Annotated in this window: 22 protein-coding genes; 13 read left to right on the top strand and 9 right to left on the bottom strand. The window is 73.2% G+C overall.

What is annotated here, in order from left to right:
- The first annotated feature begins 92 nt into the window (after positions 1 to 92).
- Entirely contained in the window at positions 93 to 1,220 is a 1,128-nt protein-coding gene (locus ACIQ7M_RS11100) for an alpha/beta fold hydrolase (RefSeq protein WP_355773352.1), read from the top strand.
- Between the two features lie 168 nt (positions 1,221 to 1,388).
- Positions 1,389 to 2,798 carry a hypothetical protein gene (locus ACIQ7M_RS11095; protein WP_355773350.1) on the top strand — a complete coding sequence of 470 codons (1,410 nt, stop codon included), beginning with the start codon at positions 1,389 to 1,391 and terminating at the stop codon, positions 2,796 to 2,798.
- A gap of 43 nt (positions 2,799 to 2,841) precedes the next feature.
- Here the strand turns inward: ACIQ7M_RS11095 and ACIQ7M_RS11090 are convergent, their stop codons facing one another.
- Both ACIQ7M_RS11090 and ACIQ7M_RS11085 read right to left on the bottom strand, forming a co-directional pair.
- Positions 2,842 to 3,252 (bottom strand): VOC family protein, encoded by a 411-nt coding sequence (locus ACIQ7M_RS11090; RefSeq protein WP_403642360.1) that lies wholly within the window; start codon positions 3,250 to 3,252, stop codon positions 2,842 to 2,844.
- 106 nt (positions 3,253 to 3,358) lie between these two features.
- Positions 3,359 to 4,246 (bottom strand): neutral zinc metallopeptidase, encoded by an 888-nt coding sequence (locus ACIQ7M_RS11085; RefSeq protein ID WP_403643493.1) that lies wholly within the window; start codon positions 4,244 to 4,246, stop codon positions 3,359 to 3,361.
- Positions 4,247 to 4,525: 279 nt separating this feature from the next.
- Between ACIQ7M_RS11085 and ACIQ7M_RS11080 the strand changes: the two genes are divergently transcribed.
- From ACIQ7M_RS11080 to ACIQ7M_RS11070, 3 genes are all read left to right on the top strand, one after another.
- A complete protein-coding gene (locus ACIQ7M_RS11080) occupies positions 4,526 to 6,124 on the top strand; it encodes an ABC-F family ATP-binding cassette domain-containing protein (protein ID WP_355773346.1) in 1,599 nt (532 codons plus the stop codon).
- A gap of 373 nt (positions 6,125 to 6,497) precedes the next feature.
- The gene (locus tag ACIQ7M_RS11075) at positions 6,498 to 6,719 is read left to right on the top strand and encodes a helix-turn-helix domain-containing protein (protein ID WP_006123601.1); all 222 of its coding nucleotides are present in this window, start codon (positions 6,498 to 6,500) and stop codon (positions 6,717 to 6,719) included.
- A gap of 143 nt (positions 6,720 to 6,862) precedes the next feature.
- The gene (locus ACIQ7M_RS11070) at positions 6,863 to 7,666 is read left to right on the top strand and encodes an enoyl-CoA hydratase/isomerase family protein (protein ID WP_386984708.1); all 804 of its coding nucleotides are present in this window, start codon (positions 6,863 to 6,865) and stop codon (positions 7,664 to 7,666) included.
- Between the two features lie 235 nt (positions 7,667 to 7,901).
- Here the strand turns inward: ACIQ7M_RS11070 and ACIQ7M_RS11065 are convergent, their stop codons facing one another.
- Positions 7,902 to 8,678 (bottom strand): nucleopolyhedrovirus P10 family protein, encoded by a 777-nt coding sequence (locus ACIQ7M_RS11065; RefSeq protein WP_403642356.1) that lies wholly within the window; start codon positions 8,676 to 8,678, stop codon positions 7,902 to 7,904.
- Positions 8,679 to 8,765: 87 nt separating this feature from the next.
- On the opposite strand from ACIQ7M_RS11065, the gene ACIQ7M_RS11060 reads away from it, so the two are divergent.
- The 6 genes from ACIQ7M_RS11060 (at position 8,766) to ACIQ7M_RS11035 (ending at position 11,412) form a co-directional block, all read left to right on the top strand.
- Positions 8,766 to 9,251, top strand: a complete 486-nt coding sequence (locus ACIQ7M_RS11060) for an Asp23/Gls24 family envelope stress response protein (protein ID WP_355772156.1) — start codon at positions 8,766 to 8,768, stop codon at positions 9,249 to 9,251.
- Between the two features lie 83 nt (positions 9,252 to 9,334).
- Positions 9,335 to 9,520: a hypothetical protein gene (locus ACIQ7M_RS11055; RefSeq protein WP_355772153.1), complete on the top strand. Its 186-nt coding sequence runs from the start codon at positions 9,335 to 9,337 to the stop codon at positions 9,518 to 9,520.
- A gap of 3 nt (positions 9,521 to 9,523) precedes the next feature.
- Positions 9,524 to 9,946 carry an Asp23/Gls24 family envelope stress response protein gene (locus ACIQ7M_RS11050; protein ID WP_355772150.1) on the top strand — a complete coding sequence of 141 codons (423 nt, stop codon included), beginning with the start codon at positions 9,524 to 9,526 and terminating at the stop codon, positions 9,944 to 9,946.
- Positions 9,943 to 10,638 carry a DUF6286 domain-containing protein gene (locus ACIQ7M_RS11045; protein ID WP_403642353.1) on the top strand — a complete coding sequence of 232 codons (696 nt, stop codon included), beginning with the start codon at positions 9,943 to 9,945 and terminating at the stop codon, positions 10,636 to 10,638. Before ACIQ7M_RS11050 ends, ACIQ7M_RS11045 begins: the two co-directional genes overlap by 4 nt.
- Positions 10,635 to 11,222: an alkaline shock response membrane anchor protein AmaP gene (amaP, locus tag ACIQ7M_RS11040; RefSeq protein WP_355772143.1), complete on the top strand. Its 588-nt coding sequence runs from the start codon at positions 10,635 to 10,637 to the stop codon at positions 11,220 to 11,222. Before ACIQ7M_RS11045 ends, amaP begins: the two co-directional genes overlap by 4 nt.
- A 64-nt stretch (positions 11,223 to 11,286) precedes the next feature.
- Positions 11,287 to 11,412 carry a hypothetical protein gene (locus ACIQ7M_RS11035; RefSeq protein WP_403642349.1) on the top strand — a complete coding sequence of 42 codons (126 nt, stop codon included), beginning with the start codon at positions 11,287 to 11,289 and terminating at the stop codon, positions 11,410 to 11,412.
- A 344-nt stretch (positions 11,413 to 11,756) separates the two neighbouring features.
- Here the strand turns inward: ACIQ7M_RS11035 and ACIQ7M_RS11030 are convergent, their stop codons facing one another.
- The 6 genes from ACIQ7M_RS11030 to ACIQ7M_RS11005 all read right to left on the bottom strand — a co-directional run bounded on the left by ACIQ7M_RS11030 (position 11,757) and on the right by ACIQ7M_RS11005 (position 19,475).
- Positions 11,757 to 12,512 (bottom strand): SDR family oxidoreductase, encoded by a 756-nt coding sequence (locus ACIQ7M_RS11030; protein WP_403642346.1) that lies wholly within the window; start codon positions 12,510 to 12,512, stop codon positions 11,757 to 11,759.
- Positions 12,513 to 12,526: 14 nt separating this feature from the next.
- Entirely contained in the window at positions 12,527 to 14,368 is a 1,842-nt protein-coding gene (locus ACIQ7M_RS11025; protein WP_403642343.1) for a glycoside hydrolase family 15 protein, read from the bottom strand.
- Positions 14,369 to 14,568: 200 nt separating this feature from the next.
- Entirely contained in the window at positions 14,569 to 15,360 is a 792-nt protein-coding gene (locus ACIQ7M_RS11020; protein WP_403642340.1) for an SURF1 family protein, read from the bottom strand.
- A gap of 91 nt (positions 15,361 to 15,451) precedes the next feature.
- Positions 15,452 to 15,685: a hypothetical protein gene (locus ACIQ7M_RS11015; protein WP_078943477.1), complete on the bottom strand. Its 234-nt coding sequence runs from the start codon at positions 15,683 to 15,685 to the stop codon at positions 15,452 to 15,454.
- A gap of 78 nt (positions 15,686 to 15,763) precedes the next feature.
- Positions 15,764 to 16,762 carry a DEDDh family exonuclease gene (locus ACIQ7M_RS11010; RefSeq protein ID WP_386984717.1) on the bottom strand — a complete coding sequence of 333 codons (999 nt, stop codon included), beginning with the start codon at positions 16,760 to 16,762 and terminating at the stop codon, positions 15,764 to 15,766.
- 133 nt (positions 16,763 to 16,895) lie between these two features.
- Positions 16,896 to 19,475, bottom strand: a complete 2,580-nt coding sequence (locus ACIQ7M_RS11005; RefSeq protein ID WP_403642337.1) for an MXAN_6230/SCO0854 family RING domain-containing protein — start codon at positions 19,473 to 19,475, stop codon at positions 16,896 to 16,898.
- A 310-nt stretch (positions 19,476 to 19,785) separates the two neighbouring features.
- Here ACIQ7M_RS11005 and ACIQ7M_RS11000 point away from each other — a divergent pair, with 310 nt between their 5' ends.
- Both ACIQ7M_RS11000 and ACIQ7M_RS10995 read left to right on the top strand, forming a co-directional pair.
- Complete coding sequence (locus ACIQ7M_RS11000) at positions 19,786 to 20,583, top strand: acetoacetate decarboxylase family protein (protein WP_403642334.1); 798 nt, start codon at positions 19,786 to 19,788, stop codon at positions 20,581 to 20,583.
- Positions 20,583 to 21,467 (top strand): SDR family NAD(P)-dependent oxidoreductase, encoded by an 885-nt coding sequence (locus ACIQ7M_RS10995; RefSeq protein WP_403642332.1) that lies wholly within the window; start codon positions 20,583 to 20,585, stop codon positions 21,465 to 21,467. Before ACIQ7M_RS11000 ends, ACIQ7M_RS10995 begins: the two co-directional genes overlap by 1 nt.
- Positions 21,468 to 21,469 lie beyond the last annotated feature (2 nt).

Below are 21,469 nucleotides of genomic sequence, written 5' to 3'. Positions count from 1 at the left end.
CACCAGGCCCGGGGCACCGCACCACGCCCCGTCCGTCACCCATCGGCGCGCTCCCGCTGGCCGATGGCCGGATCCCCCGGGAAACTGGTCGAGTGCGCACCCTAAGAGCCACGGCAGCGGCCGTCACCGTAGCCATAGCCGCGGGCGCGGCCTCCGTGGCGGCGGGCCGGTTCGCCAGCGACGCCGCGCTGAAGACGAGGCCCGGCAAGCCTCTGCCCACCGAGCCCCGGCTCACCGTGCACGCCACGACGTCGGGCGGAATCACCCTCACCAGGGCCCTCGCGTCCCGGCGCCCGGGAACCTACGGCCTCGCGGGCGACGGATCGCACGCGGTCGTCGGCCCCCTCCAGAACTCCGTGCCCCACACCGCCGACACCGTCGTACGCAGCCTGGAACGCGTCACGCACGGCTCCCTGGAGCCCGGCGACAAGGTGTGGCTGACCCCGAACCTCTACGTCGGCGACCCCGGGTCCGCCCTCGGACTCGAACACGCCGACGTCGACGTGCCCGGCGAACTCGGCGCACTGCCCGCCTGGTTCGTGCCCGCGGTCCGAGACACCTGGGTCATCACCGTGCACGGTCTGGGCAGCACCCGGGAACACCCCATGAACCTGATGGGGTTCCTGAACGGCCGGCACTTCCCCGTCCTCGACCTCGCCTACCGGGGCGACCTCGGCGCCCCCCGCCCGCCCGACGGCCTGAACCACCTCGGCGAGACCGAGTGGCGCGACCTCGACGCGGCCATCCGGTACGCCGTGCGGTTCGGCGCCGAGCGGGTCGTCCTGTACGGCTGGTCCACCGGCGCCACGATGGCCCTGCGCGCCGCCGCCCACTCCGCGCTGCGCGAGCGCATCTCCGGGCTCGTCCTGGACTCACCGGTCCTCGACTGGGAGACCACGCTGCGCGCCCTCGCCGGCGCCCGCCACACCCCGGCCTTCCTGCTGCCGCTCGCCGTGCGCGCCGCACAGGGCCGCACCGGCGTACGCGGAGACCGCATCGCCCATGCCGCGCACCCCGACCAGGTCAAGGTGCCCACCCTGCTGGTGCACGGCCCCGACGACGGCATCGCCCCCTGGGGCGCCTCCCGCCGCCTCGCCGCGAGCCGGCCCGACCTGGTCACCCTGCACACCGTCCCGAACGCCCCGCACGGCGCCATGTGGAACGCCGACCCGGCGACCTACGAAGAAGCCCTGCGCCGGTTCCTCACCCCTCTGATGTAGGTGTCCCGGCCGCCGCGGAGACGGGCTTCCGGTTGGGTCCCCGACAACTCCGCGCGGCCCTCGTTCCCGCGCGCCGGGCGCCCGGGGAGACCCCCGCTCCCGGCGCCCCCGCGGCCCGCGACGGCATTCCGTTTGGGTTTTCGGACTGTCAACCGCAAGACTGCACCCGTGACGTCCCGTAACCCGCGCGACTCCAGGCTCCGACTCGTCAGCCCGCGGTCCCTCGCGACCGCTCCCCGAGCGGTGACCCAGCGCCGCACCCGCCGCCCCGCACCGCGCCCGCCGGAAGGCACACCGCCGCCCGCGGAACTCGCCCGCATGGCGCGCACCGGCCTGTCCGACGCGGCCCGCGTGGCGCGCTGGGCCGACGCCGCCCTGCGCCCGGGACGCGACGGCGCGAACCCCGACGGCAGGGGCACCCTCTCCGACGCCACCGCCGAACGGGCCGCGACGGATCTCGGGCTGACCCCGGTCCAGGTCCGCGCCGACTGGGACACCGCACGCCTGGCCGGCCTCATCGAGGTGCACGGCGGCGACGCCCGCCCCGGGTGGCGGCTGCGCGCCTGGAGCCGCGACGACAGCGCCGTCCTGCGCGGCTGGGTCGCCCTCTTCGACGCCTGGTCCCTCGCGTACCCCGAACCGGTGGACCGCGAGCCCGCGGCCGTCGCCGAGGTCGTCTCCGCGATGCCCCAGGTGCTCTCCTTCCTCCAGCTCTCCGCCGGACCGGTCCCCGTGGACCAGCTTCTCGACCTTCTCGGGCAGCGCGTCACGGAACTGCGCACGGAGCGCTGCGAGATCTCCTACGGCCCCGACCCCGCGACCGACCCGGCCCCGGAACCCGCCGAGGTCCCGGACGCCCCCCTCGCCCCGCTCCTCGAATGGGCCCTCCAGGCACTCGCCTCCGTCGGCGCCCTGACCTACGGCGACGGACAGGCCACCCTCACCGCGCTCGGAAGCTGGGCGGTGTGGGTCAAGCTGGAGCAGATCTGCGTCGCCGCGCAGAGCCCCGCCGGCAACATCGAGCAGTCCGCCGAGGACATGCTCCGCGGCTGCGCCCAGCTCCGCCCCAACGCCGCCCGCGCCGAGTACCGCGCCTGGCTCGCCGCCCGTCCGGTCGGCGGCGCCGTCACCGAACTCATCGACGCGGCCCGCGGCGAGGACGCCCTCACCCGCGGCCTCGCCTTCGAGGCGCTGCGCGTGGTCGGCGCCCCCGCCGAACCGGACGTGCGCGCGGTGGTCGAGGAAACCTCGCTGCGCCCCTACGCCCTGCTGTGGCTCGCCGAGCACGACGGCTACGACCCCGAGGACGCCCACGAGGTCCTCACCCGCGCCGAGTCCACCTGGCTGTGGGTCGACACCGCCGCCGCCGTCGCCGACCACGGCGAGTCCCCGCTCCTGGTCCGCCATCTGGAGTCCGCGGTGCAGCCCACCGTGCCCGCGCTCCTCGACGAGGTGCGCGCGGTCGGGCACCCGCGCACGGTGCAGGTGCTGGTCGCGCTGGCCGCCGCCCACCCGGACCCGGCGCTCGCCAAGGCCGTGCGCCGGGCCGCCTTCCAGGTGCACACCGGAGGAAGCTGACCGGCCCGGCCGGGACCGCCCCGGGCCGGAGCCCGGAGCGGTCCTACGCGCCTATCTCCGGGGCGTAAGTGCCGAAGCTCCAGATGTTGCCCTCGAGGTCGCGGGCCATGTAGTCCCGCGAGCCGTAGTCCTGGTCGGTGGGGGTCATCAGGATCTCCGCGCCGTGCGCCACGGCCCGCTGGTGGTGTGCGTCGACGTCGTCCACGACGGTGTACACCCCGCACGGGCCCGCGCTCTTCATCGCCTCGTCGAAGCGGCCGCCGCGGCCCTTGGAACCGAGCATCACCGCGCCGTTGCCCTGCACCAGCTCGGCGTGCATCACCGAGCCGTCCTCACCCTCGTAGACCGCCAGCTCGGTGAAGCCGAAGGCCTCCGTGAGCTGCCTGATCGCCGCCTTCGCGTCCGCGTACAGCATCGAGGGGTAGATACTCGGGCGCCCGTTCGTGCCAGCCATACCGATCACTCCGTCTCGTCACAAACTGCCGGAATCCGATCCGCTGCCCAGTCTGGCACCGGCCACTGACAACGCCCCGCGGTCCGGAACCCCGGGACGCTCACGCTCACCGGAAGGTGTTGCACTGCGCCATGTCGCCGCTGATGAAGCCCTGGTAGAACCACTGCTGGCGCTGCTCGGCCGACCCGTGCGTCCAGGTCTCCGGCGTCACCCGGCCCTGGTAGCGCTCCTGGATCCGGTCGTCGCCGACGGCTGCCGCCGCGTCCAGACCGTCGCGGATGTCGGTGTCCGTCAGCGAGGTCAGCAGCGGCTTGCCCGACGAGGACGGTGTGGTGGTCGCGTGCCGCGCCCACACCCCCACGTAGCAGTCGGCCTGGAGCTCCGTCTTCACCGAGTCGCTGTTCGCGCCGGTCACGCCGTCCTGCGAGCCGGCCAGGGTGCCCGTCAGGTTCTGCACGTGATGCCCGTACTCGTGCGCCACCACGTAGGCCTGCGCGAACGGTCCCCCGCCGGAGCCGAACCGCGTCCGCAGATCGCCGAAGAAGCCGAGATCCAGATAGACCTTGCGGTCGCCGGGACAGTAGAAGGGCCCGACGGACGACGACGCGGTGCCGCAGGCGGTGCCGACCCGGCCGCCGAAGAACACCGTCGGGGCGCGCGTGTAGGTGCCGCCCCGGCGCGCGAACTCCCGGTCCCAGTAGGCCTGGACGCTGTTGACCACCGCCACGGTCCGGCAGTCCTCCCGGGCGTTGGCGTCCCGCCCCTTCAGACAGGTCCGCTGCACCTGCGCGAGGGAGGAGGAGGCGGCTCCGGGCTGGTCGCCGTCCGAGGTGAGCCCGAGCTGGTCGGGACCCACCCCGAAGAGCAGCCCGAGGACCAGGGCGATCAGACCGGCGAGGCCGCCGTCGATGGTCGCCCTGCCGCCGGGGACGCGACCGCCGCGTACGTCCCGCACCTCGGAGGTGTCCAGATCGGCGTCGTCGTCGAACCGCATGAGCACACCGCTTTCGTCGCTCCGTGGCGCCATCCTCGTACGCTCCCGGGCCCCCGGCCCCGGCCCGCGGTCCGAACGGGCGACCCCGGACCCGGCCGCCGGACCGGTCCCGTCCGGCGGCCGGAGCATCCCGGAAGGGGGCGAGCGTCACAGTGCGCACCGGAAAAGTGGTTGCACGGCCCCGTTAGACTTGGCCCATGGCCATTCTCCTCGCGCACTAGACGGCGGGAACGCCTCAGCCGCCCACCCCCGCCACCTATCCCGCTATGGAGCCTGTCCGTGATCTCCGCCTCCGGTATCGAGCTGCGCGCCGGCGCCCGCATCCTCATCGAGTCCGCCACCTTCCGCATCACCAAGGGCGACCGCATCGGTCTGGTCGGCCGCAACGGCGCGGGCAAGACGACCCTCACCAAGGTCCTCGCGGGTGAGGGACAGCCCGCCGCCGGAGCCGTCGCCCGCTCCGGCGAGGTCGGCTACCTCCCGCAGGACCCGCGCACCGGAGACCTCGACGTCCTCGCCCGCGACCGCGTCCTGTCGGCCCGCGGCCTGGACGTGCTGATCCGCAAGATGCGCGAGAACGAACAGCGCATCGCCAACGGCTCCGGCGCCACCCGCGAGAAGGCGCTGCGGCAGTACGAGCGCCAGGAGACGGAGTTCCTCACCAAGGGCGGGTACTCCGCCGAGGCCGAGGCCGCGACCATCGCCGCCGCGCTCAACCTGCCCGACCGCGTGCTCGGCCAGCCCCTGCACACGCTCTCCGGCGGTCAGCGCCGTCGTATCGAGCTGGCCCGCATCCTCTTCTCGGACGCCGACACCCTGCTGCTCGACGAGCCGACGAACCACCTCGACGCCGACTCCATCGTCTGGCTGCGCGACTACCTGAAGACCTACCGCGGCGGCTTCATCGTGATCTCCCACGACGTCGACCTCGTGGAGACGGTCGTGAACAAGGTGTTCTACCTGGACGCCAACCGCGCCACGATCGACGTCTACAACATGGGTTGGAAGCTCTACCAGCAGCAGCGCGAGGCCGACGAGAAGCGCCGCAAGCGCGAGCGCCAGAACGCGGAGAAGAAGGCCGCCGCGCTGAACGCGCAGGCCGACAAGATGCGCGCCAAGGCCACCAAGACGGTCGCCGCGCAGAACATGGCCAAGCGCGCCGACCGGCTGCTCGCCGGCCTGGACGCCGTCCGTGTCTCCGACAAGGTCGCCAAGCTGCGCTTCCCCGAGCCGTCGCCCTGCGGCAAGACCCCGCTCATGGCCGAGGGCCTGTCGAAGTCGTACGGCTCCCTGGAGATCTTCACCGACGTCGACCTGGCCATCGACAAGGGATCCCGCGTCGTCATCCTCGGCCTGAACGGCGCCGGCAAGACGACCCTCCTGCGGCTCCTCGGCGGTGCCGAGAAGCCCGACACCGGAGAGGTCATCGAGGGCCACGGCCTCAAGCTCGGCTACTACGCGCAGGAGCACGAGACGCTCGACCCCGAGCGCACGGTCCTGGAGAACATGCGTTCCGCCGCCCCCGACCTGGACCTGGTCGAGGTCCGCAAGACGCTCGGCTCGTTCCTGTTCTCCGGCGACGACGTCGACAAGCCCGCCGGCGTCCTCTCCGGCGGCGAGAAGACCCGCCTCGCCCTCGCGACCCTCGTCGTCTCCTCCGCGAACGTCCTCCTCCTCGACGAGCCGACGAACAACCTCGACCCGGCCAGCCGCGAGGAGATCCTCGGCGCGCTGCGCACCTACAAGGGCGCCGTCGTCCTCGTCACCCACGACGAGGGTGCCGTCGAGGCGCTCCAGCCGGAGCGGATCATCCTGCTCCCGGACGGTGTCGAGGACCTGTGGGGCGCCGACTACGCCGACCTGGTGGCCCTCGCCTGAGCCCTGAGCGGCCTCCTGGAGGGGGCCGCCGCCCCGTGATCGATTGACTGATCCACTGCGTATGGATCATTCGGCCGATCCGTGATCCATCATCTGTGTGAGATCTCCTCGTACCGAGGTGTGTCGTACATCGATTTCACGGCCGAGTCCCTTGTTCCCAAGGGCTCGGCCGTCTTGCGTCGCTGACCAGGTACTTCGTGGAGGAACCCGTTCGGCCGTACCGGCGACATCGGACGGAATCCCTGATTCCGTTCGTGGGGACGGACTCCTGTCGTCAAAACCTTGTCTTACGGACCTTGCCGAATGGGTGGCCATGACGCCCGAAAGGGGTGATCATGAGAGTCCAGAGCGCACTTCCCATGAGGAGGACCGGGTGGCCGAGACTCTGAAGAAGGGCAGCCGGGTTACCGGCGCCGCGCGCGACAAGCTCGCGGCAGACCTGAAGAAGAAGTACGACTCCGGTGCGAGCATCCGAGCGCTGGCCGAAGAGACCGGCCGCTCGTATGGCTTCGTCCACCGGATGCTCAGCGAGTCGGGTGTCACGCTCCGAGGGCGTGGCGGCGCGACGCGGGGCAAGAAGGCCGCCTCGGCCTGAGGCCGGGCGTCCCCATCGGCTTCGGTGGTGACCACCCGGTCGGTCGGGTGACCGACCGGGTGGTTACTGTGCAGTCACTTAGGTGCGTTCCTCGTCTTTGCGAGGCGCGCGTCTGATCCGACCGCACCCATCGGAGGCAGCCCATGGCTTCGCTCGACAAGGACCTCGACCCGGTACTCGACAAGGACGGCGTACGGCTCACCGTCGACGACGCGATCGCCACGGTGACGCTGACCAATCCGGCCAAGCGCAATGCCCAGAGTCCCGCTCTCTGGCGGGCCTTGACGCAAGCCGGTCGGTCACTGCCGGGCTCCGTCCGGGTGGTCGTCCTGCGCGCCGAGGGCCAGTCCTTCTCCGCGGGGCTCGACCGGCAGGCGTTCACGCCCGAGGGGTTCGACGGGGAACCGTCGTTCATCGACCTCGCGCGCGGCTCCGACGCCGAGCTCGACGCGACCATCGCCGAGTACCAGGAGGCGTTCACCTGGTGGCGGCGCAGTGACCTCGTGTCCATCGCCGCCGTCCAGGGACATGCCATCGGTGCGGGGTTCCAGCTCGCCCTCGCCTGTGACCTGCGCGTCGTCGCCGACGACGTGCGTTTCGCCATGCGCGAGACCAGCCTCGGACTGGTGCCCGACCTCACGGGGACGCACCCGCTGGTCGGCCTCGTCGGGTACGCCCGCGCGCTCGAGATCTGCGCCACGGGCCGCTTCGTCCTGGCCGAGGAGGCCGAGCGCACCGGGCTCGCCAACCTCGCCGTGTCCGGCGAGCAGCTCGACGCCGCGGTCGCCGACCTCGCCGCGGCGCTGCTGGCCGCGCCCCGGGACGCCGTGATCGAGACGAAGGCGCTGCTGCGCGGGGCCCAGGAGCGGTCGTACGAGGAGCAGCGCACCGCCGAACGCGCCTCCCAGGCCCGCCGGCTCCGCGACCTCGCGGGCGTGGGCGACTAGCCCTTTCGGCCGAGGGCTTTGTGCGGCGGGACACCCCGCCGCGCGGGCCGGGCTCTACGCCGTACGAGGGTCACCTCTGTACGGCGCATGCCTACCCGTACGGAGGTGACGCGGCCTGCCTCACGGAGTCAGGCCCCACACCCGTACGGAGGTGGGGCCGCCCGTCGTACGGGGTCACGCCTCACGAGGACGGGTGCCCTCCCTCACGCCGGTCACCGAGGACGGGTGGCCCTCCTCACGACGGTCCCCGATGACGGATGCCCTCGCTCACGGCTGTCACCAGTACCGCCACGGACGGGCTGTCCTGTGCGGTCTCGGTGACCGCGGCCCTGACCGCCCGTGCCACGTCCACCGCGCGCTCGTCACCGGAGACCTCCAGCTCGACGCGGATGTGGCGGCGCGGCAGGGCCGGTTCCGTGGAGGTGGAGGCCGGCGCGCTCTCGACGTGGACCGGCCGGCCCAGGGAGTCCCTCAGACGGGTGACCCCCGGGACGGCCAGGACCTCCGACGCGATCCGCGCCTCCTCGGGGTCCCTCGGCACGGGCGTCGCCCTCACCTCGCCCGCCGGGCGGGACGGGGGCGCCTCGTCCTCGGCCTCGCCCTCCAGCAGGTCCGTCACCCGCAGGTCGACCTCGGTGACGTCGAGGCCGAGGAGCCGTGTCGCGGCGGACACGACGGCCAGGCGCAGCCGGGCCGCGACGGCCGGAAGGGGCTCGACGCCCGGAGCCGTGGGATCCACCGAGGCCCGGAACTCCGCGGTGACACGCAGCGGACCCGGCGGCAGGGCGCTGGGCGGTGGCGGCACGGCCGGTGTGCCGGCCAGGTCCGGATCGGCGAGCGCGACCCGCAGCGCCCCGAGCCGTACCCCCTCGACGGCCGCCGTCTCGCGCCGCAGCACCGACCCGGCCGCCTCCTCCGTGATCCACGCGCCGTCGAGCGCGAGACCCAGTGGCAGGAGTCTGCCGAGCCCGAGCTGCTGTCGTACCGCCTGCGTCCACCGGTCCGCCGTCATTGCTCCAGCGTGCCCCATCCACGGCGCGCGACCGCGCGACCCGACCTACTGTGAGCAGAGGAGGACGACCGAAAGGGACGTACGGCGATGACCGACATGAGCGAGCGGAACCGGACGGACAGCCCCGACACGGAGAAGGAGTCCCAGCAGACCCGCAAGCCCACCCGGCGAGGCGGCGGAGATCCCGCCACGCGGGGACGGACCACGATCGCCGACGGTGTCGTGGAGAAGATCGCCGGGCTCGCCGCCCGGGACGTCGTCGGTGTCCACACGATGGGCAGCGGGCTGAGCCGGACCTTCGGAGCGGTACGGGACCGGGTGCCGGGCGGTTCCACCAAATCCGTGACGCGGGGTGTGAAGGCCGAGGTCGGAGAGCTCCAGACGGCGCTCGACCTGGAGATCGTCGTCGACTACGGCGTGTCGATCTCCGACGTCGCGCACGCCGTGCGCGAGAACGTCATCGCCGCCGTCGAGCGCATGACCGGGCTCGAAGTGGTGGAAGTCAACATCGCGGTGAGTGACGTGAAGCTTCCGGAGGAAGAGGAAGAAGAGCCGGAGTCACGGCTCCAGTGACCTCCGGGCCGCCCGGGACCTCCGGACAACAGGCCACCGCACCCTGAGTGATCACGCGGCCACCGACTGCTGAGGAGCGCACCATGAGCATGGCCGTGATCGGCATGATCGCCGGAATGGCGCTGGGCTTCGCCGGGTACTTCGGCGGTTTCGGCGCCTTCCTCCTGGTGGCCGCCCTGGGGGCCGTCGGGTTCGTCGTCGGACGGCTCCTGGAGGGGGACCTGGACATCGGCGACTTCTTCCGCTCCCGTGACGACCGGCGGCGGTGACGCGTGCCAGGTCATGTCGACCGGCTCGGTGAGACCACGCCGGGCATCGCGAGGATCCCGCCGCCCGAACGGGGCGCCACCCGCATCGCCGACCGTGTCGTCGCGAAGATCGCGTCGCGGGCGGCACGGGAGGCACTGCCTCCGCTGCCCGCCGACGCCGTCCCCCCGCACGCGTCGGTCGTCGTACGGCGCCAGGCGTCGGGCTCCGGCGGCACGGACGGCACCCCGACGCACAGCGCCCGGGTCCGGGTGAGCCTCGAACTCGGCTACCCCGCCGACATCGGGGCCCAGTGCGGCGAGGTGCGTCGTCATGTCGCCGAGCGGGTAGAGGCGTTGGCGGGGATGGAAGTGCCCGAGGTGGCCGTCCAGGTGGAGCGGCTGCATCTGACGCCCGGGCCCGGCGCGGCACAGGGGAGGACGCAATGAGCGAGCCCCAGGGCTCCGAGGACACCCGCGGGATGCCCGTACTGGAGAAGACGGAGCAGCCGGAGACGGGGGACGGCGCGGGCGCCCTCGGACAGTCCGCGTCCTCCGCCGCCTACGAACCGCTGGGGACCGCCGACGACGAGGACGGCCGGCAGGGCCGGTTCTGGTCCGCGCGACGCGTTCCCGCCGGCATCCTCGCGCTCCTGCTCCTCGTCGCCGCCGGCGCCTTCCTGTACGACGTCGTGGCCGTGCGCGCCGGACGGTCCGCGCTGCGCTGGCGGACCTGGCTGGCCGAACAGCTCGCCGAACGGCCGCTCGACGACACCGCGGTCCTCATCGGCGCGGGAATCGCCGCCGCGGTGGGACTCTGGCTGATCGTCCTCGCCGCCACCCCGGGACTGCGGGACGTGCTGCCGATGCGGCGCACCCACGCCGACGTCCGCGCCGGACTGCACCGGGGCGCCGCCGCGATGGCGCTCCGCGACCGGGCCATGGAGGTCGCCGGTGTGCAGTCGGTCCGCGTGCGCGTGAAGCGCCGGAAGGTCGACGTCCGCGCGTTGTCGCACTTCCGGGAGCTCGACGACGTGCGCGCCGACCTCGACACCACCCTCGCCGACGGCATCAAGGGTCTGGGGCTGTCCCGTTCGCCCGCCCTGGCGGTGCATGTCGCGCGCCCCGGACGGAAGAGGTGAGGTCCGTGCTGCGGATCGTCAACCGCGTTCTGATCGGCTTCATCGGGCTCGTGCTGCTCGTCCTCGGCGGCTCCGTGCTCGCCGTGGGACTCGGCGTACGGCCCCCGTCGTGGTGGATCCACGACGGGCGGCACGACGTGCTGCTCAGTACCGCCGAACGGACCAAGTGGCGTGACCAGGGCTGGTGGTGGCCCGTCGTCATCGCCGCGCTCGCCGTGCTCCTGCTGCTCGCCCTGTGGTGGCTGGTCGCCGTCGTACGGCGCCGACGGCTCGCCGACGTGCTCGTCGACACCGGTGACGGGGCAGGGGCGCTGCTGCGCGGACGGGCCCTGGAGAGCGTGCTGGCAGCCGAATCGGCCCGGCTGAGCGGTGTCGACCGCGCCGACGTCCACCTGACCGGGCGGCGCACGCTGCCCGAGGCACGGGTGCGGCTCCTGCTGGAACCGCATGTGGACCCCGGGCAGGCGCTGCGGCTGCTGACCGTGGAGGCGCTCGCGCACGCACGCGACTCGGCCGGCCTCGCCGCGCTCCCGGCGGAGGTGCGGCTGCGCGGAGTCAAGCACGGCGCCGAACGCGTGACGTGACGGGCCGGGGGCCAGCACCGGGGGTCCGGACCCTCGCCCGGCGTTCCGTGGTGCCCGGCGTCCGGTGTTCCCCCAGCGCCTCGCCGGGGGTCTGGAGCCCGCCTGGCGTCCCGCGGCGCGCGGCCTCGCCGGGCTCCCGGCGGAGGTGCGGCTGCGCGGAGTCAAGCACGGCGCCGAACGCGTGACGTGACGGGCCGGGGCCAGCACCGGGGGTCCGTACCCTCGCCCGGCGTTCCGCGGGTCCCGGCCCGGTGTCCGCAGAGCCTCGCCGGGGGGCCGGAACCCGCCCGGTGTTCTGGCGTGTCCCGCCGGGGGGTTGGAGATCCGTCCAGCGTTCTGGCGTGCCCCGCCGAGGTCTGGAACCCTGCCCGGCGTTCCGCGGTGCCCGGCCCGGTTCCCGCAGCGCCTCGCCGGGGGTCCGGAACCCGCCCGGCGTCCTGCCGCGCCCGCTGTGCCCGGCCGCCCGATTCGGCGTCCCGTCGCGTTCCGCCGGGGGGCCGGAGCGCGTCGCGCGTTCTGGCGTACCGCGGGGTTCTAGAACCCGCCCCGCGTCCCGCCGTCCACCGGGAGCATGATGCCCGTCAGGTAGGACGCGGCGGGGGAGAGCAGGAACGCGGCCGCGCGGCCGAACTCCTCCGGGGCGCCGTAGCGGCGCAACGGGATGCGGGACTCGTTCGCCGCGCGGGTGGCCTCGGGGTCGGCGGACAGACCGTCGAGCTGGCGGACGCGGTCGGTGTCGATGCGGGACGGCAGCAGCCCGACGACGCGGATGCCGCGCGGACCCAGCTCGTTCGCGAGGGACTTGGCGAACCCGGCGAGGCCCGGACGCAGACCGTTGGAGATGGTGAGCCCGGGGATGGGCTCGTGCACCGAGCCGGAGAGCACGAAGCCGATGACACCGCCCTCGCCCAGCTCCTCGGCGGCCGCGCGGGCCAGCCGTACCGCACCGAGGAAGACCGACTCGAACGCCACCATCCACTGTTCGTCGGTGTTGTCCGCGGCGAACCCGGGCGGCGGTCCGCCGACGCTGATCAGGATGCCGTCGAAGCCGCCGAAGTGCTCACGGGCACCGGCGATCAGCCGGGCCGGGGTCTCGGCGGCGCCGTTGTCGGCCGCGACGCCCACCGCGTTCGGGCCGAGCGCGGTGGCGGCGCCGGCCGCGCTCTCCTCGTCGCGTCCGGTGACGACCACCCTGGCGCCGTCTGCGACGAGTTCGCGCGCGGCGGCGTTGCCCAGGCCCCGGGTGGCTCCCGTGACGACGTACACACGATCCTTCAGTCCAAGATCCATGGCCCCATCCTCCCCTATCCCGGGTTACCGGCCTCCGGTGCTTCCCCCGTCCCGTCGACCGTCCCGCCGACCGTCTCGTCGACGCCGAACAGGCTGAGGGCGGTCACGACCAGGCCGATGTGGCTGAAGGCCTGGGGGAAGTTGCCGAGCTGTCGGCCCGCGACCGGGTCGTACTCCTCGGACAGCAGCCCCAGGTCGTTGGTGAGGCCGACCAGCCGCTCGAACAGCTCCCGCGCCTCCCGCGTACGGCCCGTCAGATGCAGGGCGTCCGCGAGCCAGAACGAGCAGACGACGAAGGTGCCCTCGTCGCCCGGGAGCCCGTCGACACCGGCCGTCGTCGTGGTGCTGTAGCGGCGCACCAGGAAGCCGTCACGGGCGAGTTCCGCGCGGACCGCGTCGACCGTGCCGACCACCCGCGGATCGTCGGGGGGCAGGAAGCCCACACGCGGGATGAGCAGCAGGGAGGCGTCCAGTTCGGGTGAGCCGTAGGACTGCGTGAACGTGTTCCGGACGGGGTCGAAGCCGCGCTCGCACACCTCCCGGTGCACCTCGTCGCGCATCGCCCGCCAGCCCTCGATGTCGCCGTCGAGGCTCGGGTCGTCCTCCAGGGTGCGTACGGCGCGGTCGGCGGCCACCCAGGCCATCACCTTCGAGTACACGAAGTGCCGGCGCGGGCCGCGCACCTCCCAGATCCCCTCGTCGGGCTGCCGCCACGCCACCCGGAGGAACTCCATCATGGCGCACTCCACCCGCCACATGTGGGGCCGGGACGGCAGGCCCGAGCGCCGGGCGAGCGACAGCGAGTCGATGACCTCGCCGTACACGTCGAGCTGGAGTTGCTCCACCGCGCTGTTGCCGACGCGGACGGGCGAGGAGTCCGCGTAGCCGGACAGCCAGGGGATCTCGTACTCCGACAGCCGGCGTTCGCCCGAGAGGCCGTACATGATCTGGAGGGCCGCCGGGTCGCCGGCGACCGCGCGCAGCAGCCAGTCGCGCCAGGCCTCGGCCTCCTCGTGATAGCCGGCCGACAGGAGCGCGCCGAGGGTGAGGGTGGAGTCGCGCAGCCAGCAGTAGCGGTAGTCCCAGTTGCGGACGCCGCCGAGTTCCTCCGGCAGCGAGGTGGTGGGGGCGGCCACGATGCCGCCGGTCGGCGCGTAGGTGAGGGCCTTGAGGGTGATCAGGGAGCGGACGACGGCGTCCCGGTGCGGCCCGTCGTAGCGGCAGCGCGCCGCCCACGCCCTCCAGTCCTGGACGCTGGTCTCCAGGGCCTCGAAGGGATCGCACAGGGGCGGCCGGGGCCGGTGCGAGGGGTGCCAGGTCAGGACGAAGGCGACCTTGTCGCCCGCTTCCACGGTGAACTCCGAGTGCGTGCGGAAGTCCTTGCCGTAGGTGTGCACGGGCGGTTCGCTGCGCAGCCACACCGAGTCCGGGCCCGCGACCGCGACCCGGTGGCCGTCCGAGCGGCGCATCCACGGCACGACCGAGCCGTAGTCGAACCGCAGCCGCAGCAGACTGCGCATCCGGACCCGGCCGCTGAGGCCTTCGACGACGCGTACGAGATCGGGGGCGTGCTCGCGCTGCGGCATCAGGTCCGTCACCCGGACCGAGCCCTCGTCCGTGTCCCACTCGGTGTCGAGCACCAGGGTGTCGGGGCGGTACGCGCGCCGGGTGCACGCGCCGGCGTTCTCGGGCGCGATCCGCCAGTGACCGTTGTCCTCGTCGCCGAGCAGGGCCGCGAAGCAGGCCGCGGAGTCGAAGCGGGGCAGGCACAGCCAGTCGACGGAGCCGTCGCGGCCCACCAGAGCGGCGGTCTGCTCGTCCCCGATGAGCGCGTAGTCCTCGATGCGTCGGTGCACGGTGGACGGGTTCCCGACCGGGGTGACGGTCAATCGGGCCGCCAGAGTGGCATGGACGCCGGTGGCGCGTGCCGCGGGCGGCCGGGGGCTCCCTGGCGCCGGTCCACAGGCCCGCCCGTCCACCGGCCCGACGTGCTGAACACCCGACGTGCTGTACGCCCTACCGGTCTACACGCCCACCGGTTTACGCGCCTACCGGTCTACACGCCCGCGGGTTCCGCCTCCGGAGCGCTCTCCGTGGCGGCGGCCTCCGCCCGGTCGCGGCGCTCGCGGCGGACCAGGACGACCCAGCCGAACGGGACGCCCGCGGAGAAGAGCCACCACTGGATCGCGTACGCCATGTGGGGGCCGATGTCGCTGTGCTCGGGGTCCGGGATCAGCTCGGGGGAGCCGCCCCCGGGCGCGGGCGCGGTCTGCTCGACGTAGCCGCCGAGGACGTCCTTGCCGAGCCGCTGCGCCTCCTGCCCGCTGCTGATCAGCATGACCTGGCGGTCGGGCAGGCCCCGGACGTTCTTGATGCCGCTCTCGGCGGTGGTCTGGTCGGCCATCAGCCGGCCGGTGACGGTGATCTCGCCCGGGGCGGGGGCCGGGATCTTCGGGAAGGCGGTCTGCGCGCCGTCCGCCGGGACCCAGCCCCGGTTGACCATGAGGACGCGGCCGTCGGTCAGGACGAACGGGGTCAGGACGTGGTAGCCGACCTCGCCGTCGGCGTTGGTGCGGCGGCGGACGACCTCTTCGTGCGCGGTGTCGAAGCGGCCCTTCGCGGTCACCCGGCGGTACAGGTCGGCGTCCCGGATCTGCCGGCCCGGTGTGGTGACCGTCTCCACGGGAACCGGCTTCGCGGCGAGCGAGTCGGAGATCACCGTGTTCAGCGCGACCTTGTGCTCGTGCCGGTGGAGCTGCCAGAAGCCCAGCTTGATCATCGTCGGGATGAGCGCGAGGGCCACGAGGGTGAGGATCACCCACTGGCGGGTCAACAGGAAGCGGTACACCCCATTGACGGTACTCGGCATGATTCGGCCCCCGACGGGAGGGTCCCGCCGAGGGCCGTCCGATGCCCTGTCCGGGGGGACGGGCAAGGGCTCAGACCTTGTCGACGATCCCCGCCTTCCCCTCCGCGCGGGCGCAGTGCGCGCCGCAATACCAGTGGCCCTCGACCTCGACGCCCTGGCCGATGACCTGGACGCGACAGTGCTCGCAGATCGGGGCCATCCGGTGGATCGCGCAGGAGAAGCAGTCGAAGACGTGCACGGCGCCCTGCGCGTGCACCTCGAAGGTCATTCCGTAGTCATTGCCGCATACTTCGCATCTCGCCATGCGCCACAGGGTGGGGTGCCGGGGCGGCGCGATCGAGCGGGCGCGGGGCGAGTCGCCCGTCAATCACCCGTACGCCCGTCACCCTTCCGACGCGGGTTCGACGTCCCGCAGGAGCTGCCCGAACGCGGCCTCGTCGACCACGGGTGTTCCGAATTGGCGCGCTTTGACCACTTTCGAGGTGCCGGAGTCCGGGTCGTTGGTCACCAGCAGACTGGTCAGCCGCGACAGGCTCGTCGCGACATGCAGTCCGGCCTCGACGGCACGGTCCTCCAGCAGTTCGCGGTCGACGGACGTGTCCCCGGAGAACGCGATCCGCATGCCCTGCTTGAGCGGTTCGTCCGCCGTGTACCGCCCGGGGTTCGGATAGGGGCACGCGGGGCGCTTGCGGGAGGGACGCCAACTCCCCGACGGGTAGCCGCCGGACGCGTACCCCCCGGACTGCCGTCCGATCCGCGGGGCCGCGGCGCTGTCGGACCACTCCTTCAGCGGCAGGCATTCGAGGAGCGGCAGCCGCACCCCGCCCTCCGCGGCGGCCCGCAGGCTCGGCCGGAACGCCTCGGCCAGCACGCGCGCGTCGTCCAGCGCGTGGTGCGCCCGCTGCTGCACGACACCGAAGTGCGCGGCCAGCGACTCCAGCTTGTGGTTGGGCAGCGGCAGCCCCAGCTCCTTGGAGAGGGCGATGGTGCACAGGCGCTGACGCACCGGCGCCTCGCGGTCCGCGCGGGCGTACTCCCGCGCGATCATCGACCAGTCGAAGACCGCGTTGTGCGCGACCAGCACCCGCCCCGCGAGCCGGGCGGCGAACTCCTCGGCCACCTCCTGGAAGAGCGGCGCGCCTTCGAGCATCTCGCTCGTCAGACCGTGGATCCACACCGGGCCCGGGTCCCGCTCCGGATTGACCGTCGTGTACCAGTGGTCCTCGACCTCGCCGCGCGCGTCCAGCCGGTAGACGGCGGCGGAGATTATCCGGTCGTCGCGGGCCAGTCCTGTGGTCTCCACGTCGACGACCGCGTATCCCTGCGGATACGCGGCCGGCCAGGAGGCAGGGGACGCTGCGGTCGTGAGGTCTTCGAGCATGGTCAATGAGGATACGGGCCCCGACTGACATACCGGCCCCCGCCTTCCTGATCGGACACCCCCGGCGGCCCGCCGACGGGCCACGCGCGCGCGGGCGCCGCAACCGGGTCCGCCGGTCCCGGTGTTGACGCGCTCAGCCCAGCGCCGCCACCAGGTCCCCCGCCGTCAGGGGGGCGAGACCGCAGCCGTCGACCGGGCCGGGCAGCAGCCGGTACACCGATCCGCTCGCGCCCTCGGGGGCGACACCGCCGTGCACCAGGGCGAGCAGGACGTGTCTCTTCGCGGCCGCCCCGGCGGCGAGCGCGTCCGCGTCCTCGGCCGGACTGCGCCGCTCGGGAGGCGCCAGCGCGCCCACGCGGGCGGCGAAGGCCGGGGCGCTCTCGCCCTCCCCGCGCGTGTAGTGCCACAGTTCCCCGCCCGACCGTGCCCGCCGGACCACCACGACCTCGTCCGTACGGGCCGCCGCGTGCCACACCGCCAGGTCCCACAGCGTCGTCCGGCCGGTCGTGAAGTACTGGAACAGGTCCCTGCCGACGCGGCCGAGGTCGGCGCCGTGCCGGTGCACGCTGTGGAAGCCCTCGGAGGACGGCAGATGCAGGTCCGTCCACAGGAACGTGCGGCGCTCCAGGTCGACCAGCAGCGGGACGTGGATGCGCGAGTCGCCCTCCAGGTCGTAGCGCTGACGCACCGTGCGGGGGTCGTACGAGGCGTCCCGGCCGTCCGTCGAGGGCAGGGCCATGAAGCCGGCGAAGGCGTCGAGGAGCTCCTCGAAGGCGATGTCGTTGTAGCTGAACACGACGGGCACCGCGAAGCGCACCGGGCCCCCGGCGAGTGCCGCGAGGTCCAGGTCCACGTACTCGGTGGCGCCGTCGGGCGCCGGGGCCGAGGTCAGGTCACCGGAGTGGACGATCGCCCGCTCCCCGTGGACGAGGTTGGTGTAGTCGCACACACCGACGAACGCCCAGTCCTCGTCGTACAGCGCGACGGACAGGTCGAGGTCCACGCGGATCCTCGCGGGCTGCGTCCAGTGCAGGAACAGGCGCAGGACCTGCCCCTCGGGGAGCGGCTGGGTGCTGCCGCGCGGCACGGAGACCAGCGCCTTCGCGGACGCCCGCTCGACGGAGGGGACGGCCAGGCCCGCGAGGTCCGCGTCGAGGACGGCGAGGTCGAAGCGCGGGGCCGACGCCGTCCGGCGTACCGCCTCGGCCTCCAGGAGCGCGCGGACGCCGTCGGTGACCGCCTCGGCCAGCGGGGCCCGGGTGTCGTCCAGGGTGAAGGACCGTGTGACCCTGCCGCGGGGGAAGAACACCCGTCGCTCGCCCGGGAGATGACGGATCCGCAGCCGGCCGAGCGCCGCGAGCAGCGGACCGGGACCGGCCCCCGGGAGCACCCGCCGCAGCGTGTCGGCGAACCCCTCGGGCAGCTCCGCCAGGTCGTTCAGGCGCAGCAGGTGGTCGAGCCTGCGCAGCAGTTCGCCCGGCCGCCGGGCGAGCAGGTCGAGCGCGCGGGCGAAGTCCTTGTCCCGCAGGGCCTGTTCGGTGTGCGCGCCCCAGGAGTCGGGCCGGATGCGCGTGCCGTCGATCCGTACGGCCTCCGGGTGCGCGGCCGCGGTGCGCAGCAGGGCCTCGCCCAGGGGGGTGTCCGAGGTGTCGGTGGCGCGCAGCACGGCGAAGGCGAGGGCGGCCTTCGGATGCCGCTCGTGCCGCTCGTACGGGTGCAGGATCTCGGCGGCGCGCTTCCAGCCGAGCGGATGCCGCAGTACGTCCTCGACGAGCGACGCGGCCTCGAACCCGTCGAGCACGGCGAGCAGTTCGCGGCGCAGCGGTCGGGGCAGCGAACGCAGACGGCGCGGCTCGGCGAGATCGGCCTCGCCGCCCGACCACACCTGGAGCAGCCGCAGCACGTCCGTCGCCGTGGTGAGGTGCGCGGCGAGCAGCGGGCGCACGGCCGCGCGCGTGCGCCGGTCCAGCAGGAGGCTCCCGAGCACCAGGGCCTTCGTCTCGCGGACGGGAATGTCCGAGGGCAGCCAGCCGAGACCGGTGGGCGCGTGTCCGAGGAGCAGCTTCACGTCGTCCCGGTCCTGCGGCGGCAGCGGCGTCCGCCGGGCCAGCAGCCGGAGCAGCGCCGTCGTCGCGTCCGCCCGCTGGTCGGTGCCGAGCGCCAGCAACTTCAGCGGCCCGACGGGCAGGTCACGCGCAAGCCGGGGCGGGGCGGGCTTCAGGAAGGGGTCCGTGCCGTCGATCCGGCGGTGGCACAGGGGGCAGCCGGCGTAGTCGCCGCCGTCCCAGCAGACGCGGCACACCAGGTGCGCGCACGGCGACACGGGATGCACGCTGCCGACCGTGCCGCACAGCACGCACGGCTGGGCGGGCCACTGGAGCAGCAGGGTGAAGACGCGGTCGACGTAGAGCCGGAAGGTGTCGTCGGGCACCGACGCCGGGAAGCTGCGGAACAGCGGCATATGGGTGCGGTCCGCGCCCAGTTCCGCGTCGATCTGCCGGATCAGGGTGGTGCCGGCGTCGGCGAGCCCGGCGGGGCCGAGCCAGGCGAGCGCGGCGCGCAGCGGTGCGGCCGGGGCGAATCCCCGATCGAGCAGTTCCGCCTCCAGGGCGACGAGACCCTCGGTCGTCGCCGGGTCTCCCGGCCGTGGCCCGGCCTGGTCGACGTAGACGGTACGCAGGCGGCGGAGCAGCACGGACGACAGTACGGACAAGCGGAGATCCCCCGGGATCGGAAGTGGGTGAGGCGGGGGCGGAGAGTGAGCGCGCTACGGCAGTCGTAGAAAAGAGAGAAGGAAGCACGCTTGCGGAGCCGCCCCCGCGCTTGCGGAGTCTAGGAAGGTGCGGCCCTCCGGGGCCACCGATTATTTCCGCGTCCCGGGACGGACGGCCGTCTCGCTCCCGAACGGGGCCCGCGCAAAGGGACGTTGGGCTTCGGGAGCGCATGGCTATGGACCTTTCGCCCGTGCGGTGCAAGCGTGCTCCGCGCCCCAGCAGGTAGCGCCTACGAAGGGCGGTACGGACATGGCACGAGTGAGGTACGGCGCGCGGACCGAGGCGGAGATCGACGCCGCGCGTGCCGCGAGCTCCAGACTCCCCGACATCTGGTCGACCGGTGTCGTGGCCGTCTGGGAGAGCGATCCGGACGCGGTCGCGGCGGTCCTGCCGCCCCCGCTGAAGCCCACCGCGCGCCCGCTGGTGCGGGTCAACATCAGCAAGGTCGATCTGGCCGGATACCCGCTGGGCGCGGGCTCGTTCGCCGTCGCCGCGGCGCACGAGGACGTCGAGGGCTGGTATCCGCTGGTCATGCCGATGACCCACGAGCGGGCCCTGACCGGTGGCCGCGAGGTCTTCGGGGAGCCCAAGAAGCTCGGTGAGGTGACCGTCGAGCGCGACGGGCTCGTCGTACGGGCGGTGCTCGCCCGGCACGGCATCGAGTTCGTCGAGGTGCGCGGCGCGGTGAGCGGGCCCCTGCCGCTGCCCGAACCCGTGCGGAAGACCGACTTCTACTTCAAGTTCCTTCCCGCGGTGGACGGTTCGGGATTCGACGCCGACCCGGTCCTCGTGCACTGCGTACGCGACGAGAAGGTCCGCAGACTGGAGCGCGTCACCGGGGACGTCGTTCTGCGCGAGTCCATGTACGACCCGGTCGCCGATCTGCCCGTACGCCGACTGCTGGAGATCACCATCGGCGAGAAGACCACCGCCCAGAAGGGCCGGGTCGTCGAACGCGTCAGCGCGCGGGCCCTGCTGCCGTACATCCACCAGCGCTACGACGATCCGCGGCAGATCCTCGACGGTCCGCCCGAGGGGAGCGTCTGATGGAACTGCGCGCGGGACAGGTCGCCGTCGTCACCGGTGCGGCGAGCGGCATCGGGCTCGCGATGGCCCGGCGCTTCGCGGCGGACGGCCTGAGGGTGGTCCTCGCCGACGTCGAGGAGGGCGCGCTGGACAAGGCCGCCGCCGAGCTGCGCGAGGACGGCGCCGACGTCCACGCGCGCGTGGTCGACGTCTCGGAGCGCTCGGAGGTCCTCGCACTCGCCGAGGACGTGTACGGCACGTACGGCGCGGTGCACGTCCTGTGCAACAACGCCGGTGTCGGCTCCGGCGCCGAGGGCCGGATGTGGGAGCACGACCCGAACGACTGGAAGTGGGCGTTCGCCGTCAACGTGTGGGGTGTCTTCCACGGCGTCCAGGCGTTCGTGCCCCGGATGCTCGCCGGGGGCGAGCCCGGCCACGTCGTCAACACCTCGTCCGGCGACGGCGGGATCGCCCCGCTGCCCACCGCCTCCGTGTACGCCGTGACCAAGGCGGCCGTGGTGACGATGACCGAGTCGCTGTACGCGCATCTGAGGGCGGAGCACGCGCGCGTGGGCGCCTCCGTGCTGTTCCCCGGGCCGCACATGCTGCGCACGGGCCTGTGGGAGTCGCACCGCAACCGGCCCGAGCGGTACGCGAAGGAGCGGCCCCGCAGGACCCCGTACCGCAGCCTCGCCCAGTGGGAGGCCGCGATGAACGAGGCGGGCAACGAGGTGCGGTTCACCCCCGTCGAGGAGGTCGCCGACCTCGTCGTCGAGGGGATCCGCGCGGGCCGCTTCTGGCTGCTGCCCGAGAGCGAGCACAGCGACCGGCAGATCCGGGCGCGGTCGCGGTCGATGCTCGAGCGGGCCGATCCGTCGTACCTGGAAAGTTTCATCCTCGACTGAGG

Source organism: Streptomyces sp. NPDC096324 (assembly GCF_044763015.1).
Lineage (GTDB): Bacteria > Actinomycetota > Actinomycetes > Streptomycetales > Streptomycetaceae > Streptomyces.
Note: the sequence above shows the minus strand (reverse complement) of the source record. Positions and strands in the feature narration are given on the sequence as shown.

What these genes read in the sequence shown, in the direction of transcription:
- ACIQ7M_RS11090 (WP_403642360.1), bottom strand. Translation starts at nt 3,252, where the DNA reads ATGGCTGGCACGAACGGGCGCCCGAGTATCTACCCCTCGATGCTGTAC.
- ACIQ7M_RS11065 (WP_403642356.1), bottom strand. Translation starts at nt 8,678, where the DNA reads ATGACGGCGGACCGGTGGACGCAGGCGGTACGACAGCAGCTCGGGCTC.
- ACIQ7M_RS11060 (WP_355772156.1), top strand. Translation starts at nt 8,766, where the DNA reads ATGACCGACATGAGCGAGCGGAACCGGACGGACAGCCCCGACACGGAG.
- ACIQ7M_RS11010 (WP_386984717.1), bottom strand. Translation starts at nt 16,762, where the DNA reads ATGCTCGAAGACCTCACGACCGCAGCGTCCCCTGCCTCCTGGCCGGCC.
- ACIQ7M_RS11000 (WP_403642334.1), top strand. Translation starts at nt 19,786, where the DNA reads ATGGCACGAGTGAGGTACGGCGCGCGGACCGAGGCGGAGATCGACGCC.
- ACIQ7M_RS11055 (WP_355772153.1), top strand. Translation starts at nt 9,335, where the DNA reads ATGAGCATGGCCGTGATCGGCATGATCGCCGGAATGGCGCTGGGCTTC.
- ACIQ7M_RS11070 (WP_386984708.1), top strand. Translation starts at nt 6,863, where the DNA reads ATGGCTTCGCTCGACAAGGACCTCGACCCGGTACTCGACAAGGACGGC.
- ACIQ7M_RS11085 (WP_403643493.1), bottom strand. Translation starts at nt 4,246, where the DNA reads ATGCGGTTCGACGACGACGCCGATCTGGACACCTCCGAGGTGCGGGAC.
- ACIQ7M_RS10995 (WP_403642332.1), top strand. Translation starts at nt 20,583, where the DNA reads ATGGAACTGCGCGCGGGACAGGTCGCCGTCGTCACCGGTGCGGCGAGC.
- ACIQ7M_RS11045 (WP_403642353.1), top strand. Translation starts at nt 9,943, where the DNA reads ATGAGCGAGCCCCAGGGCTCCGAGGACACCCGCGGGATGCCCGTACTG.
- ACIQ7M_RS11015 (WP_078943477.1), bottom strand. Translation starts at nt 15,685, where the DNA reads ATGGCGAGATGCGAAGTATGCGGCAATGACTACGGAATGACCTTCGAG.
- ACIQ7M_RS11030 (WP_403642346.1), bottom strand. Translation starts at nt 12,512, where the DNA reads ATGGATCTTGGACTGAAGGATCGTGTGTACGTCGTCACGGGAGCCACC.